Genomic DNA, 13902 nt, shown 5'->3' on the forward strand with positions numbered 1-13902 from the left:
GCCCGGCAGCCCAAGACGCCTGCCCCGGCTCACCGCCGGGTGGCCAGGCTTCAGGGGTGTTCCGCCTCGTTCCATGGCCGGGTGCCCAGCACCCGGGGCGCTCCGCCGCACCCAGGGCCGCCTCGCCCCGCAAACCGCCGGCCGCCAGCACCCAGGGCGGGCGCTCGCCCCGGCTCACCGCCAGGTGGCCAGGCTCCAGGGTGCCCTGCCTCGTTCCATGGCCGGGTGCCCAGCACCCGGGGCGCTCCGCCGCACCCAGGGCCGCCCCGCCCCGCAAACCGCCGGCCGCCAGCACCCAGGGCGGGCGCCTGCCCCTGCTCACCGCCGGGTGCCCGGCAACTCAAGACGCCCGTCCCGACGCACCGCCGGGTGCCCGGCAACCCATGACGCCCGCCTCGCCCACCGCCGGCCGCCCAGGCTCCAAGACGCCCCGCCCCCCTCACCATCGAGTGACCAGCACCCGGTACGCGCCCGTTCCGTCCACTCCCGCCACCGCGATCCGGATCCTCCGTCTCGGATCCCGGAACACCTCGCCCGGGGTGAACGGTGCGTCCGACAGTTCCGCGTTCACGTTGGGACTGCGTGTGCAGCCGCCGCTGTTGCGGTGGGCGTCGTACACCGTCACCGGCCCCATCCCGGTGTCCACGTCCGCGTCGACCCGGTAGACGAGGACGCCCGCCCGGCACACCGCCTCGTCGTTGCCCTCACGGGTGCGCAGCTCCAGCGCATACCCGGCGCGGCCGCCGACCGGCACGAACACCAGCTTCGGGCCGCCCGCGCGGGCCAGCGGGGTCAGCGTGTACTCGGTCGTGCCCCGCGTCGCCGCACAGCTGACCTGGGACGGATCCAGCCAGCCGAGCTTCCACTTGTGCCAGCCGAGCAGGTCGTTGTCGGCCCCCCAGTCCTCGCTCATGATGTCCCAGTGGCCGACCGCGCCCCCGCCCTCCTGCGTGTACAGGTCGGGCAGCCCGAAGACATGCCCGTTCTCGTGCGGCAGGACGCGGTAGCCGGTCCGCGCGAAGGAGCCCGAGCCGTCGTCCTGCCGGGAGTAGACGAAGGACGCGTTGGCCACCGGCACACCGTCCGCCACGGGCGCGTCCGCGTTGCCCGCGAAGGTCACCGACAGCACCGTGTCCAGCGCCGAGGGCCCCGCGTTCGGGGTCACCAGCACGTTCAGGAAGTCGTACGAGCGGAAGTCGACCTGCGGATCGGCCGCGCCGACGATGTCCTGGACCAGCTCCCGGTAGCCGGGGTCGAAGGGGGCGCCGCGCTCTATCCCGTACGCCCTGAACGGCTTCGGCATGCGCAGCCAGTGCGGGATCGGGGTCTCGGGGCGGTAGTCGAGCCGGCCGTAGGAGGCGGTGCGGAACCACTCGCGGGTCCGGGGGAAGAACTCGCGGAACCGGTCGAGGGCGTCGCCAGGGCCCGGCGCGTCCGGGAAGTCGATCATCAGGGTCAGGGCGTGCACGGTCCCCGTGGAGCGGGAGTAGCCCGTCGTCGTCGGCACGCCCTCGGACATCTGGACGGTCCGGTTGCCGCTGATCATGCACGGGGCGAGCGCGGCGCTGCGGGCCATCGCGCTCGGGCCGGCCCCGGCCGCCTTGGTGCCGGTGCCGGGGTGGCGGGTGCCGGCCGAGGTGCCGAGGGCCAGGATCAGCGCGGTCACGGACGCGAGGGCAGCCACCGTGCGCGGGCGTATCCGACGGCTGAGCGGCATGCACGGGCCCTTCCTCCATGGCAGCCGTCGCGGTGGGCTGCGCCCTTTCGATCACCCTGGGTCGGGGCCGGGGCGGGCGCTCGCTGGAGGAGTCCGAACGGGGTTTCCCGCATAAACGTGGGTGTGACTCAGGTCACAGGAATTGGGGCAGCGGGCGGGAAATAACCGGGGACACCTTCCCCGTTTAACCATGCGTCCGAGCGAAACGGGGAGCCCTTCCCCGGATCGCACCGCCCGTTGACCCGAGAGCCCGTCGACGGGCCCCAGAACCGAGGAGGACGCCGTGACCGCCACGACGACCGCGCAGCCCGCACAGCGCAAGGTGACCAGGCCCCGCGCCGACGCCGTGCGCAATCGGGAGCGGATCGTCAGCGCCGCCCGCGAGATGTTCACCGAGTACGGCCCCGACGTGCCGCTCGATGAGATCGCCCGCCGGGCCGGCGTCGGCAACGCCACGGTGTACCGCAACTTCCCCGATCGCGACGCGCTCGTCCGCGAGGTCGTCTGCTCCGTCATGGACCGGACGTCGGAGGCGGCCGAGCAGGCACTCGCCGAGGCCGGGGACGCCTTCGAGGCGCTGGAGCGATTCGTGCACGCGTCCGCCGACGAGCGGGTCAGCGCGCTGTGCCCGATGGTCTCCAGCACCTTCGACAAGAACCATCCCGATCTCGAAGCGGCGCGTGAGCGGTGCGAGCAGATCATCGGAGAGGTCATGGACCGTGCCAGGAAGGCCGGCCGGCTCCGCCCCGATGTCGGCGTCGGCGAACTGATGCTCGCCGTCGCCCAGCTCAGCCGGCCCCCGGCCGGCGTGGACTGCCTCAGCGGAGACCGCTTCGTCCACCGTCATCTGCAGCTGTTCCTGGACGGACTGCGGGCCCCGGCCCGCTCGGTCCTGCCGGGCACGGCCGCCACCATGGAGGATCTGCGCCGGCCCTGACCGATTAGTTCAGCGCTCCACACCAGTCCCAGTCTCCGAGCAGTGCGGCCGTCGACGACGACGGGCCGTCAGCCTTCGTCTCCGTTTTTCCGCCACGAAGTCCCGAAGTGGGTACCCCCATGTCTGACACAGCCTCAAAGGCTCCAGGAAGCACCGTCGGTGCTCCCGACTCCAACCGCTGGAAGGCGCTCGTCTTCATCGCGCTCGCCCAGCTGATGGTCGTCCTCGACGCCACCATCGTGAACATCGCGCTGCCCTCGGCCCAGCAGGACCTGGGCATCTCCGACGGCAACCGGCAGTGGGTCGTCACGGCCTACGCGCTCGCCTTCGGCGGCCTGCTGCTGTTCGGCGGCCGCATAGCCGACCTGTGGGGCCGCAAGCGCGCCTTCGTCATCGGCCTGACCGGCTTCGCCGCCGCCTCCGCGCTCGGCGGAGCGGCCACCACCGGCGCCATGATGTTCGGCGCCCGTGCCCTCCAGGGCGTCTTCGGCGCCATGCTCGCCCCCGCCGCGCTCTCCCTGCTCGCCGTGATGTTCACGGACGCCAAGGAGCGCGCCAAGGCCTTCGGCATCTACGGCGCGATCGCCGGTGGCGGCGGCGCCGTCGGCTTCATCCTCGGCGGCGTGCTGACCGAGTACCTGGACTGGCGCTGGACGTTCTTCGTGAACATCCCCTTCGCCATCGTCGCCGCGCTCGGCGCCTACTTCGTCATCCGTGAGCCGGAGGGCGGCCGCAACCGCAACCCGCTCGACATCCCCGGCGTCCTGCTCTCCACCCTCGGCCTGGTCGCGCTGGTGTACGGCTTCACCCGCGCCGAGTCCGACGGCTGGAGCGACTCCATGACCGTCGGCCTGTTCGTCGCCTCCGCGGTCCTGCTGCTGGCCTTCGTCGTCACCGAGGCCCGCGTCAAGGCCCCGCTGCTGCCCCTGCGCGTGGTCACCGACCGCAACCGCGGCGGCATCTACCTCTCGCTCGGCATCGCCATCATCGCGATGTTCGGCACCTTCCTCTTCCTGACCTACTACCTGCAGGTCGTGAAGGGCTTCTCGCCGATCAAGACGGGCTTCGCCTTCCTGCCGATGATCGCCGGCATGATGGTCGGCTCCACCCAGATCGGCACCCGGCTGATGACCCGGGTCCCGGCCCGTGCCCTGATGGGCCCCGGCTTCCTGGTCGCCGCGGTCGGCATGCTGCTGATGACGCAGCTGGAGATCGGCTCCTCGTACGCCTCGACGATCCTGCCCGCGATGCTGCTGCTCGGTCTCGGCATGGGTACGGCGTTCATGCCGGCCATGTCCCTGGCCACGCTCGGTGTCGAGCCCCGGGACGCCGGTGTCGCCTCCGCGATGGTCAACACCTCGCAGCAGGTGGGCGGCGCGATCGGTACGGCCCTGCTGAACACGATCGCCGCCTCCGCGACGACGTCGTACATCAAGGACCACATCGCCGGCGCGAGCTCCAAGTCCCAGCAGCAGCTGGTGGCCCTGCAGGGCCAGGTGCACGGCTACACCAACGCCATCTGGTTCGCCGTCGGCATGCTGGTGCTCGCCGCGGTGATCGTGGTGACCCTGGTCAACACCGGCACCCCCGGCTCGACCACCGTCACCGGCTCCGAGGAGGGCGCCGAGGACGAGCTGGCCGTCCCGGTGATCGCCCACTGACGGCGCTCGTACGGCCGTACCCCTTCGGAAACCTCCGTACGCGGGAGGAAGGGGACGCCCCCCGCGTACGGCCCCGGGATCTGCCCTGGTCTCGCTGAGTGAGCGGCTCAGCGGAGCCAGGGCAGATCCGCGCCCGCCTCGTCGGGCTGCAGGCCCTCGGCGACGATCTGCATGATCTCGCCGAGGGCCTGCTGCTGTTCGGGGGTCAGCCGCTCGAACACCGCCTGCCGAACGGCCGTCACATGGCCCGGCGCGGTGCGGTCGAGCACCTCGTGGCCCTGCGGGGTGAGCACCGCGAACTGGCCCCGCTTGTCGGAGGGGCAGTCCTCGCGGCGCACCCAGCCGTTCTTCTCCAGGCGCGCGATGGCGTGCGAGAGCCGGGAGCGGGTGATCTTCGCCTTCATCGCCAGCTCCGTCATCCGCAGCCGGCTGCTCGGGGCCTCGGCGAGGCCGACCAGCAGGCCGTAGTAGATGTGCGGCATGCCCGCGTCGCGCTGGAGCTGGCGGTCGAGATGGTCCTCGAGGAGCGTGGTGGCGTGCAGATAGGAGCGCCAGACGCGTTGTTCCTCGGGGGTGAGCCAGCGGGTCTCGGTCTCGTTGGCGGATGCGGGTGCCGTATTCATGCATCTACTGTACGAGACTCCTCCTTGAAAATTAAACAAAACCGGCGTACGCTCGTTTCATAGAGTTTTAGATTTCAACTACCAGGGAGTCGCCGCCATGTCCGCCGTCACCAGGGAGCGCATGCCCGCCCTCTACCTGAGCCACGGCGCCCCGCCGCTCGCGGACGACCCGGTCTGGCCGGGCCAGCTCGCCGCCTGGTCCGCCGACCTGCCCCGCCCCAAGGCGATCCTGATGGTCTCCGCCCACTGGGAGGAGGCCCCCCTCGCCCTCGGCGCGGTGCACACGGTCCCGCTCGTCTACGACTTCTGGGGCTTCCCCGAGCACTACTACCAGGTGACCTACGAGGCCCCGGGCGCCCCCGAACTCGCCGAGTCCGTCCGCAAGCTGCTGCGCGCGCCCGGCACGCCCGTCCAGGACATCCCCGACCGCGGCCTCGACCACGGCGCCTACGTCCCGCTCGTCGAGATGTTCCCGGCAGCCGACATCCCGGTCCTGCAGATCTCCATGCCGACCCTCGACCCGGTCCGGCTCATGGAGATCGGCCGCAAACTGGCGCCGCTGCGCGACGAGGGCGTGCTGATCGTCGGCTCCGGCTTCTTCACCCACAACCTGGCCGCCCTGCGGTACGCCGGGAACGGCGTGCCGAGCTGGTCCTCGGAGTTCGACGACTGGGGACACCGGGCGCTGGAGAACCGTGACTGGGACAGCCTGCTGGACTTCCTCGACAAGGCCCCGGCCGGCCGCTACGCCCACCCGCGCACCGAGCACTTCGCCCCGCTGTTCGTCACGATGGGCGCGGCGGAGGCCGGTGGCGAGCTGGACGCGCAGAAGTCGGTGATCGAGGGCTTCTGGTTGGGGATGGCGAAGCGGTCGGTGCAGTTCGGCTGAGGTCCTTCGGGGACCGCAGCTTCGGGCCACGGCTTCGGGGACTGCGGCTCCGGGCCACGGCTCCGGGCCACGGCTCCGGGGGCTACAGCTCCTTCTCGTACCAGGCCACGTCCCAGTAGCGGCCGAACTTCCGGCCCACCTCGCGGTACGTGCCGACATACCGGAAACCGAAGCGTTCATGCAGCCGCGTGGACGCTTCGTTGGGTTGCGCGATGCCCGCGTAGGCGCGGTGCACGTCCTCGCCCGCCAGGTCCTCGAACAGGGCCTTGTAGAGCAGTGTGCCGATGCCGCGCCGGCCCGCGTGCGGGGCGACGTAGACCGTGACCTCCACCGAGGTCTCGTAGGCGGGCTTGGCGCGGTAAGGGCTGGATGTGGCGTAGCCCAGAATTTCCTGTGTGTCCGCGTCTGCGGCAACCTTCAGGCGATGCGGTCCGTCTTCAGGGTGGGAGAGCAGCCACGGGCGGCGCTCCTGAGCAGTGAAAACGGCGGTATCGAATGTGATGGACGTCTCACGGACGTAGTGGTTGTAGAGGTCGGTGAGGGCCTGGAGGTCCGCCTCGACTCCCGGCCTGACCTGCACCTCTCCACGCTCCGTCGGCATCCTGCCTCCTCGTGTGGCCGCACAGGGTACTGCATGATCAGAAAATCGGAGGGTCGGGTTGGGAATTCTGTCCGGTTTCCAGTCGTTGTTCCGGTCAGATGCAGGGCACCCGACAAAGGTGCTGAGCGTTACTCAACGACGAGTGCCCGGCGTCTGAGAAGGACCAACACCCGCCAGCCCACCATTGCAAGGGAGCACGCATGGCAACCCGTGCCGTCGCCCGTCGTCAGTCCGCCACCGGCGAGACCGACACGGCAAGCAGTGTTCGCGCACATGGCGGCGAGATCGCAGACCGCGACCTGGTCGGCATGTACCTCGACGAGATAGCGCGCACACCGCTGCTCGATGCCGCCAAGGAAGTCGAGCTGTCCCAGATCATCGAGGCGGGTGTGTTCGCGCGACAGGTTCTCGACGGGTACGAGGAGTCCAAGGCCGACGCCTCCCGTGAGGAGCTCGAGGCCCTGTTCGCCGAGGGGGAGCGGGCCAAGGACATCTTCATCCGCTCCAATCTCCGCCTGGTCGTGGCCGTGGCGCGGCGCTACCCCCGCAGCGGCCTGCCCCTGCTGGACCTGATCCAGGAGGGCAACGCCGGTCTGGTCCGCGCGGTGGAGAAGTTCGACTACCGCAAGGGCTTCAAGTTCTCGACGTACGCGACCTGGTGGATCCGCCAGGCCATCACGCGCTCGATCGCCGACCAGTCCCGCACCATCCGGCTGCCCGTCCACCTGGTGGAGGAGCTGGGCCGGATCCGGCGGGTGCAGCGCGAGTTCAACCGGGAGAACGGCCGCGACCCGGAGCCGGCGGAGATCGCCGCCGAGCTCGGCTCGACACCGGAGCGCGTCTCGGACGTCCTGGACTGGGCCCGTGACCCGGTCTCGCTGAACATGTCGGTGGACGACGAGGGCGAGACCCAGTTCGGCGACCTGCTCGAGGACACCTCGGCGGTCTCCCCCGAGCAGTCGGTCCTGACCCTGCTCCGCAGCGAGGAACTGGACGACCTCATCGGCCGCCTGGACCCGCGCACGGCGTCCATCATCAAGATGCGGTACGGCATCGAGGACGGCCGCGAGCGCACGCTGACGGAGGTCGGCAAGGAGCACGGTCTCACCCGCGAGCGCATCCGGCAGATCGAGAAGCACGCCCTCCTGGAACTGAAGAAGCTGGCCCGCGACACGGGCTTCGAAGCGGCCGCGTAGGCCGAGGCGGGGCCCGCGGCCGCCAGGGGATTCCGTGCGCGACGGAGTCGCTCGGCGTACGACGGTCGCGGACCGCGTGCGCCGGGTGGCTCAAGACCGCGCAAACCTGGCGGAGTCAGACCGCTTCAACGCCTCAGCTCGCGGGAACAAGACTTCAGGGCACGGAAGTTCGACACCGTAGCCGTGAGTCGTCGAGCGTGATTCGTCAGCAGTCCGTGTCTTCCGGCCGGATCCAAGAACCAAGTCCCGACGCAACACCCCCCCGGCGCCGGGACCTTCCCAAGCCGGGCTCCGGCGCCCCCCCCCCGGGCGCCGGAGCCCGGCTCTTTTTGCGACCCGAGCGGTGACGGGGCCGGGGGAGGTACGTGGGGGTGGGGGACGTGGCTCTCGGCCGGGGGCCTGCTGGAGTGCGGGCGGCGGGGCCGGGCATGCTGGGAGGCGGGGCACCCCGGACCTGAACCCCGGGGTGGCCCGCCGGATGGCAGATTGTGCCACATCGGCATAGCCTGCCGGTGTGAGCAGCCCCACCCCCTCCTCGAACTCCCGTGGAACCTTCCCGCAGGCCCCCGCCACCCTCACCGAACGGCGCAAGGCGGCCACCAGGATGGAGATCGCCCGAGCGGCGGCCGGACTGTTCGTGAGACAGGGCCTGCGCGCCACCCGCGCCGAGGACATCGCCCAGGCCGCCGGGGTCGCGCCGCGCACGTTCTACCGCTACTTCGCCACCAAGGAGGAGGCCGTCGCTCCTCTCTACGCGGCCGGCGCCCACCGCTGGGTGGAGGCGGTCACCGAGGCCCCCGCCCACCTCTCCGTCCCCCAGGCCCTCGAACACGCGGCCCGCCACACCTTCACCCCGGGCGCCGGCGTCTCCGCGTCCTCCTGGGAACTGGTCCGCACCCTCATCCGCCTCACCGACACGAGCCCGGCCCTGGGGAAGGTCTGGGCGGAGGTGTGCAGCGACTCGGAGGGCAGGCTGGGGGAGGCGCTGGCGAGGAGGCTCGGCGCCTTGGACGCTTTGGACAACGTTGGCACGGCCTCTGGTGCGTCCCCGGGCACGGCTTCTGGTGCGTCGCCGGGCACGGCCTCTGGTGCGTCCCCGCGCACGGCTTCTGGTACGTCCCCGGGCACGGCTTCCGGTATGTCTCCGCGACTGCGGTTCGCCGCAGCGGTGGCCGGTGCCGCGGTGCGGGTGGCCGTGGAGGCTTGGGCGGCGAGCGACGCCCCGACCACGGGCCCGAACGGACCGGCGGCGATGGCACTGAGAAACCTCGATGCACTACGGGACTTCCCGTGGAGGGACTTCACGGAGTTCACGGAGTTCACGGAGGAGCCCGGCTAGGGCCTCGGGGGCTTGAGGGGCTTGAGGGGCTTGAGGGGCCTGGGGCTAGCCTGCCGCTCTCAACAACCGGCCCCCCAACTCCCGTACGCACTCCACGAGTTCCGCAGGCTCCCGGACCGTGAACTCAAGACCCGTCAGGACCAGCCGGACCGCCGTCCACTCGATCGCGTCGCTCACCGTGGCCCGCAGTCGGCAGGACCCCGAGTCCAGCGGCTCCGGCGTGCCCAGCCACGTCGGCAGCTTAGCTGCGGCGACCTCCGCCGGCGCGGCGAAGGTGACCTCGAAGTCGTAGGACTCCTGCTGCCGTTGCATGGAGCGGCGCAGATACTCGGCCGCGCTCCCCGTCGGCAGCTCCCGCGGAGCGAACCGCGCGCCGGTCGCGAACGGCTCGCTCACCCGGTCGACCCGGAAGGTCCGCCAGTCGGCGCGATCGAGGTCGTACGCGACGAGGTACCACCGCCGCCCGGCGGAGACGAGCCGGTACGGCTCCGTCACCCGCCGCGTCTCGGTGCCGTCCTTCGCCCGGTAGGCGAACCGCAGCCGTTCCCGACCCGCCACCGTGGACGCCATCACGGTCAGCGTCTCGGGCGCGATGCTCGCCCCGTCCCCGCTGGTCAGCGGCGTGGTCGCGGCCTGGAGCGTGGAGACGCGGTGCCGCAGGCGCGAGGGCAGTACCTGTTCCAGCTTGGCCAGCGCCCGTACGGACGCCTCGTCCACCCCCTCCAGCGCGTGCCCGGCGCCCGCGCGCAGACCGACCGCGATGGCCACCGCCTCCTCGTCGTCGAGCACGAGCGGCGGCATCGCCTTCCCCGCGATCAGCCGGTAGCCGCCGTCCGCACCCATCGTGGCCTGCACGGGATAACCCAGCTCGCGCAGCCGTTCGATGTCGCGCCGTACCGTGCGCCGGGAGACCCCGAGCCGGTCCGCGAGCTCGCCGCCGGGCCATTCGCGGGGCGTCTGGAGGAGGGAGAGGAGCTGCAGCAGTCGTGCCGGGGTGTCCGTCGTCATGAGTTCGAGGATGCCGTACCACTAGGACAGGATCTGACCTATAGGGGTCGTAGCTTCACGGTATGACCTCCACCGAAACACCTGACGTGAGTTCCGACGTGAGTACGGCCGTCGTAACGGACCGGCGTCGCTGGTTCGCGCTCGCGATCGTGATGACCGCCGCCTTCATGGACCTCGTCGACGTCACGATCGTCAACATCGCGATCCCGTCCATCCAGCGGGAAGCGGGCGCCTCCTTCAGCCAGATCCAGTGGATAACGGCCGGCTACGCACTGGCCTTCGCCGCCGGGCTGATCACGGGTGGTCGCCTGGGTGACATTCACGGCCGTAAACGACTGTTCCTGGTCGGTATCGGCGGTTTCACGCTCGCCTCGGCGCTGTGCGGCTTCGCCGCGAACCCGGAGATGCTGGTCGTCTCACGGATCATGCAGGGCGGCATGGCGGCGATGATGGTCCCGCAGGTCCTCTCGATCGTGCACGCGACCTTCCCGGCCCATGAGCGCGGCAAGGTGTTCGGTCTGTTCGGCGCGGTCGTCGGCCTGGGCGCCGTGACCGGCCCCCTGCTCGGCGCCCTGCTGACCGAGTGGAACCTGTTCGGCCTCGAATGGCGCCCCATCTTCCTCATCAACCTGCCCGTCGGCATCGCGGGGCTCGTCCTCGGCAGCCGCTTCATCACCGAGTCCAGGGCCCCGCGCGCGCTGAAGCTGGACCTCGTGGGCGTCGGGCTGGTGACACTGGGCCTGCTGATGTTGCTCTACCCGCTGACCCGTGGCCGCGAGCTGGGCTGGCCGCTGTGGGGCTACGGCTCGATGGCGGGCGCGATCGTGGTGTTCGGGGCGCTGGTGGCGTACGAGCGCCGGAAGGCGGCACGGGACGGTTCGCCGCTGATCGAACTCTCCCTGTTCCGGGTGAAGAGTTTCGCGGCGGGGATCGCGGTGCAGACGGTCTTCGGGGTCGCGCTCGGTGTGTTCTTCCTGGTGTGGACGCTGTACATGCAGATCGGCCTGGGGTGGAGCCCGCTGCGGGCCGGGCTGACCGGAGTGCCTTTCTCGATCGCCGTCTCCACGGCGGCGGGGCTGTCCGTGCAGCAGCTGGTCCCGCGGTTCGGTCGCAAGGTGCTCCAGACGGGCGCGCTGCTGATGGCCCTGGGTGTGCTGCTCTACATCGCCGAGTCCGACCGGTACGGCCTCGGCATCGCCTCCTGGCAGATGGCCCTTCCGCTGGTCGTGATGGGCGTCGGCATGGGCCTGATCGTCGCTCCGCTGACGGACGCGGTGCTGTCCGAGGTGCCGCGCGAGCACGCGGGATCGGCGTCGGGCCTGATCAACACGGTCCAGCAGATGGGGAACGCGCTCGGACTCGGACTCGTGTCGGTGGTCTTCTTCGGCGAGATCGGCGACCGGCTGACCCGGACCCAGGTGGGCCCGGCCTTCGTGAACGCCTTCCAGCACGCGCTGGTGTGGGTGGCGGTGGTCATGGGGCTGATCTTCACCCTGATGTTCGCGCTGCCGAAGCGGCCGGCGCAGCATGTGGAGGGGGCGGACGATGTCGCTGATGTCGCTGATGTCGCTGATGTTGACGGCGGTGACGGCGGTGATGGTGGTGGCGGTGCCGGGCTCAGGTCGGGGCAGTCGGAGGAACAGCAGCCGTCGCTGGTCGGGTGAGGGGGCGTCGCCCCAGGTCGGACCGATCGTCAGGGCCCGTCCTCGCATCGCGGGGGCGGGCCTTCGCCGTGCCGCCCCCGGCGTCCCCTCGGGCCGGGGGTGCCCGTATGTGTCCGGCTGGTGCCCGAAACTGTTTACTTTCCGGAAATCCGGGCGTAGCCTCCCGAGTGAAGCCACAAGTTCGGGCATCAATCGGAAACGGTCGGACATCGGGTCACCGGGGTCAACGGGTACTCGGACCGGAGGGGAACGGACATGTACGCACCGGAGCGGCAGCAGGAGATCCTCCGGCTCGCCCGTGACGGCGGCCGGGTGGACGTCGTGTCGCTGGCCGAGGAGTTCCAGGTGACGGCGGAGACGATCCGCCGGGACCTGAAGGCCCTCGACCGCGCCGGCCTGGTCCGCCGCGTGCACGGCGGTGCCATCCCGGCCGGACGTCTCGACTTCGAACCGGACCTCGCCGAACGCGAGGGGACCTTCATCGACGAGAAGGACCGCATCGCCAAGGCCGCCGTCGCGGAACTGCCGACCGAGGGCACCCTGATCCTCGACGCCGGTACGACGGTGGCCCGCCTCGCGGCAGCCCTCCCGCTGGAGTCGTCCCTCACCGTCGTCACCCACAGCCTCCCCATCGCGGCCCGCCTCGCGGACCACCCCGGCATCCAGCTCCATCTGGTCGGGGGGCGCGTACGGCACCGTACGCGCGCCGCCGTGGACGCCTGGGCGCTGCGCGCCTACGGCGAGATCCGGGCGGACGTCCTCTTCGTCGCGGCCAACGGATTCTCCGCCGACCACGGCCTGACCACCCCCGACCTCGCCGAGGCCGCGGTCAAGCGCGCGGCCGTCGCCGCAGCCCGCCGCGTGGTGCTGCTCGCCGACTCCTCCAAGCACGGCCAGGAGCACTTCGCCCGCTTCGGCGACCTGAGCGACGTGGACCTGCTGATCACCGACAGCGGGCTGAGCCAAGACGACGCCGTCGCCATCGAGCGCGGCGGCACGGAAGTAGTGCGCGCATGATCCTCACCGTCACCCCCAACCCCTCCCTCGACCGCACCTACGAGGTCCCCTCCCTGGAGCGCGGAGAGGTCATCCGCGCCACCGGCGAACGCATGGACCCCGGCGGCAAGGGCGTGAACGTCTCGCGCGCCGTCGCGGCCGCCGGACAGCGCACGGTGGCTGTCCTGCCCCTGGGTGGTGCGCCGGGAGCGCTCGTCGCGGACCTGCTCGACGCGCAGGGCATCGAGGTCGCGCCGGTCCCGGTCGCCGGAGCCACCCGCTCCAACATCGCGCTGGCGGAGGCGGACGGGGTACTGACCAAGATCAACGCGCCGGGTCCGGAGCTGTCCGCGGAGGAGCAGGAACTGCTCCTGGAGACGGTGCGCGCACAGTCCCGGGACGCGGACTGGATCGCCTGCTGCGGGAGCCTTCCACGTGGGCTCGCGCCGGCGTGGTACGCCGACGTCGTCGCGCGGGCGCACGCCGGGGGCGCGCGGATCGCCCTGGACACCTCGGGGCGCGCGCTCCTGGAGGCGCTGCGCGAGCGGCCCGACGTGGTGAAGCCGAACGCCGAGGAGCTCGCGGAAGCGATCGGGCGCCCCCTCGCGACGGTGGGCGACGCGGTGAAGGCGGCCGAGGAGTTGCGCGAGATGGGCGCGCGCGCCGTGCTCGCGAGCCTGGGCGCCGACGGGCAGCTGCTTGTGGACGGCGCGGGCGCCTGGTTCGGCAGCGCACGCGTGGACGCCGTCCGCAGCAACGTGGGCGCCGGTGACTCGTCCCTGGCCGGCTTCCTGATCGCCGGCGGCAGCGGCCCGAAGGCCCTCGCCTCGGCGGTGGCCCACGGCGCGGCGGCTGTCCGGCTACCGGGCAGCGTCATGCCGACCCCGTCCGACCTGAACCCGGCAGCGGTCACGGTGACGACCGAGGTACCGATGGACCGCGCGCTGACGGAGCCGGTGTCATGAGCGTGTGTACGACGCCCGGGACGGCGCTCGGTGTGGCGCACGGGGCGGCGCTCGGTGTGACGCGCGGGACGGTGCTCGGCGTCGCGCGCGGGAGGGCGCTCAGTGTGGCGCACGGGACGGCGCTCGGTGTGGTGCGCGGTGTGGCGCGTGAGACGGTGCCGCACGCCGCCCGCTTGATCACCGCGTCGTCCACTGCAGCACCGGCCATGGCGTTCCCCGATCCGGCTCTCGAACGGCGAGGCTCCCCGTTACTCGCCACGAACGACGGGAGGCAGGGGCACCTGAACCGTCCTGCCGCCCTGAGAA

Annotated in this window: 12 protein-coding genes; 8 read left to right on the plus strand and 4 right to left on the minus strand. The window is 71.3% G+C overall.

Features of this window, described 5'->3' with window-relative positions; translation table 11 throughout:
- Positions 1-439: 439 nt before the first annotated feature.
- Entirely contained in the window at positions 440-1717 is a 1278-nt protein-coding gene (locus ABZ453_RS15915; protein WP_359015511.1) for a M6 family metalloprotease domain-containing protein, read from the minus strand.
- 283 nt (positions 1718-2000) lie between these two features.
- Here ABZ453_RS15915 and ABZ453_RS15920 point away from each other — a divergent pair, with 283 nt between their 5' ends.
- A complete protein-coding gene (locus ABZ453_RS15920) occupies positions 2001-2654 on the plus strand; it encodes a helix-turn-helix domain-containing protein (RefSeq protein ID WP_359015513.1) in 654 nt (217 codons plus the stop codon).
- 119 nt (positions 2655-2773) lie between these two features.
- A complete protein-coding gene (locus ABZ453_RS15925; RefSeq protein WP_359015515.1) occupies positions 2774-4315 on the plus strand; it encodes an MFS transporter in 1542 nt (513 codons plus the stop codon).
- A 107-nt stretch (positions 4316-4422) separates the two neighbouring features.
- Here ABZ453_RS15925 and ABZ453_RS15930 read toward each other — a convergent pair whose 3' ends face one another.
- A complete protein-coding gene (locus tag ABZ453_RS15930; RefSeq protein ID WP_359015517.1) occupies positions 4423-4938 on the minus strand; it encodes a MarR family transcriptional regulator in 516 nt (171 codons plus the stop codon).
- Positions 4939-5035: 97 nt separating this feature from the next.
- On the opposite strand from ABZ453_RS15930, the gene ABZ453_RS15935 reads away from it, so the two are divergent.
- Positions 5036-5827: a class III extradiol ring-cleavage dioxygenase gene (locus ABZ453_RS15935; protein ID WP_359015519.1), complete on the plus strand. Its 792-nt coding sequence runs from the start codon at positions 5036-5038 to the stop codon at positions 5825-5827.
- Positions 5828-5909: 82 nt separating this feature from the next.
- Here the strand turns inward: ABZ453_RS15935 and ABZ453_RS15940 are convergent, their stop codons facing one another.
- Positions 5910-6428: a GNAT family N-acetyltransferase gene (locus tag ABZ453_RS15940; protein ID WP_208785279.1), complete on the minus strand. Its 519-nt coding sequence runs from the start codon at positions 6426-6428 to the stop codon at positions 5910-5912.
- Positions 6429-6628: 200 nt separating this feature from the next.
- Between ABZ453_RS15940 and ABZ453_RS15945 the strand changes: the two genes are divergently transcribed.
- Both ABZ453_RS15945 and ABZ453_RS15950 read left to right on the plus strand, forming a co-directional pair.
- Positions 6629-7624, plus strand: coding sequence for a sigma-70 family RNA polymerase sigma factor (locus ABZ453_RS15945; RefSeq protein WP_359015522.1), 996 nt, complete (start codon positions 6629-6631; stop codon positions 7622-7624).
- Between the two features lie 604 nt (positions 7625-8228).
- Positions 8229-8963, plus strand: a complete 735-nt coding sequence (locus ABZ453_RS15950) for a helix-turn-helix domain-containing protein (protein ID WP_359015670.1) — start codon at positions 8229-8231, stop codon at positions 8961-8963.
- 45 nt (positions 8964-9008) lie between these two features.
- Here ABZ453_RS15950 and ABZ453_RS15955 read toward each other — a convergent pair whose 3' ends face one another.
- Positions 9009-9971 carry a YafY family protein gene (locus ABZ453_RS15955; protein ID WP_359015524.1) on the minus strand — a complete coding sequence of 321 codons (963 nt, stop codon included), beginning with the start codon at positions 9969-9971 and terminating at the stop codon, positions 9009-9011.
- Between the two features lie 62 nt (positions 9972-10033).
- Between ABZ453_RS15955 and ABZ453_RS15960 the strand changes: the two genes are divergently transcribed.
- The 3 genes from ABZ453_RS15960 to pfkB all read left to right on the plus strand — a co-directional run bounded on the left by ABZ453_RS15960 (position 10034) and on the right by pfkB (position 13596).
- Entirely contained in the window at positions 10034-11635 is a 1602-nt protein-coding gene (locus ABZ453_RS15960; RefSeq protein WP_359015526.1) for an MFS transporter, read from the plus strand.
- 255 nt (positions 11636-11890) lie between these two features.
- Entirely contained in the window at positions 11891-12652 is a 762-nt protein-coding gene (locus tag ABZ453_RS15965) for a DeoR/GlpR family DNA-binding transcription regulator (protein WP_359015528.1), read from the plus strand.
- A complete protein-coding gene (pfkB, locus tag ABZ453_RS15970; protein ID WP_359015530.1) occupies positions 12649-13596 on the plus strand; it encodes a 1-phosphofructokinase in 948 nt (315 codons plus the stop codon). Before ABZ453_RS15965 ends, pfkB begins: the two co-directional genes overlap by 4 nt.
- Positions 13597-13902 lie beyond the last annotated feature (306 nt).

Source organism: Streptomyces sp. NPDC005799 (genome assembly GCF_040630525.1).
In the GTDB taxonomy this organism is placed as follows: domain Bacteria; phylum Actinomycetota; class Actinomycetes; order Streptomycetales; family Streptomycetaceae; genus Streptomyces; species Streptomyces griseorubiginosus_B.

Coding starts and splice junctions, on each gene's coding strand:
- ABZ453_RS15915 (WP_359015511.1), bottom strand. CDS start 1,717: ATGCCGCTCAGCCGTCGGATACGCCCGCGCACGGTGGCTGCCCTCGCG.
- ABZ453_RS15925 (WP_359015515.1), top strand. CDS start 2,774: ATGTCTGACACAGCCTCAAAGGCTCCAGGAAGCACCGTCGGTGCTCCC.
- ABZ453_RS15930 (WP_359015517.1), bottom strand. CDS start 4,938: ATGAATACGGCACCCGCATCCGCCAACGAGACCGAGACCCGCTGGCTC.
- ABZ453_RS15935 (WP_359015519.1), top strand. CDS start 5,036: ATGTCCGCCGTCACCAGGGAGCGCATGCCCGCCCTCTACCTGAGCCAC.
- ABZ453_RS15940 (WP_208785279.1), bottom strand. CDS start 6,428: ATGCCGACGGAGCGTGGAGAGGTGCAGGTCAGGCCGGGAGTCGAGGCG.
- ABZ453_RS15945 (WP_359015522.1), top strand. CDS start 6,629: ATGGCAACCCGTGCCGTCGCCCGTCGTCAGTCCGCCACCGGCGAGACC.
- ABZ453_RS15950 (WP_359015670.1), top strand. CDS start 8,229: ATGGAGATCGCCCGAGCGGCGGCCGGACTGTTCGTGAGACAGGGCCTG.
- ABZ453_RS15955 (WP_359015524.1), bottom strand. CDS start 9,971: ATGACGACGGACACCCCGGCACGACTGCTGCAGCTCCTCTCCCTCCTC.
- ABZ453_RS15960 (WP_359015526.1), top strand. CDS start 10,034: ATGACCTCCACCGAAACACCTGACGTGAGTTCCGACGTGAGTACGGCC.
- ABZ453_RS15965 (WP_359015528.1), top strand. CDS start 11,891: ATGTACGCACCGGAGCGGCAGCAGGAGATCCTCCGGCTCGCCCGTGAC.
- pfkB (WP_359015530.1), top strand. CDS start 12,649: ATGATCCTCACCGTCACCCCCAACCCCTCCCTCGACCGCACCTACGAG.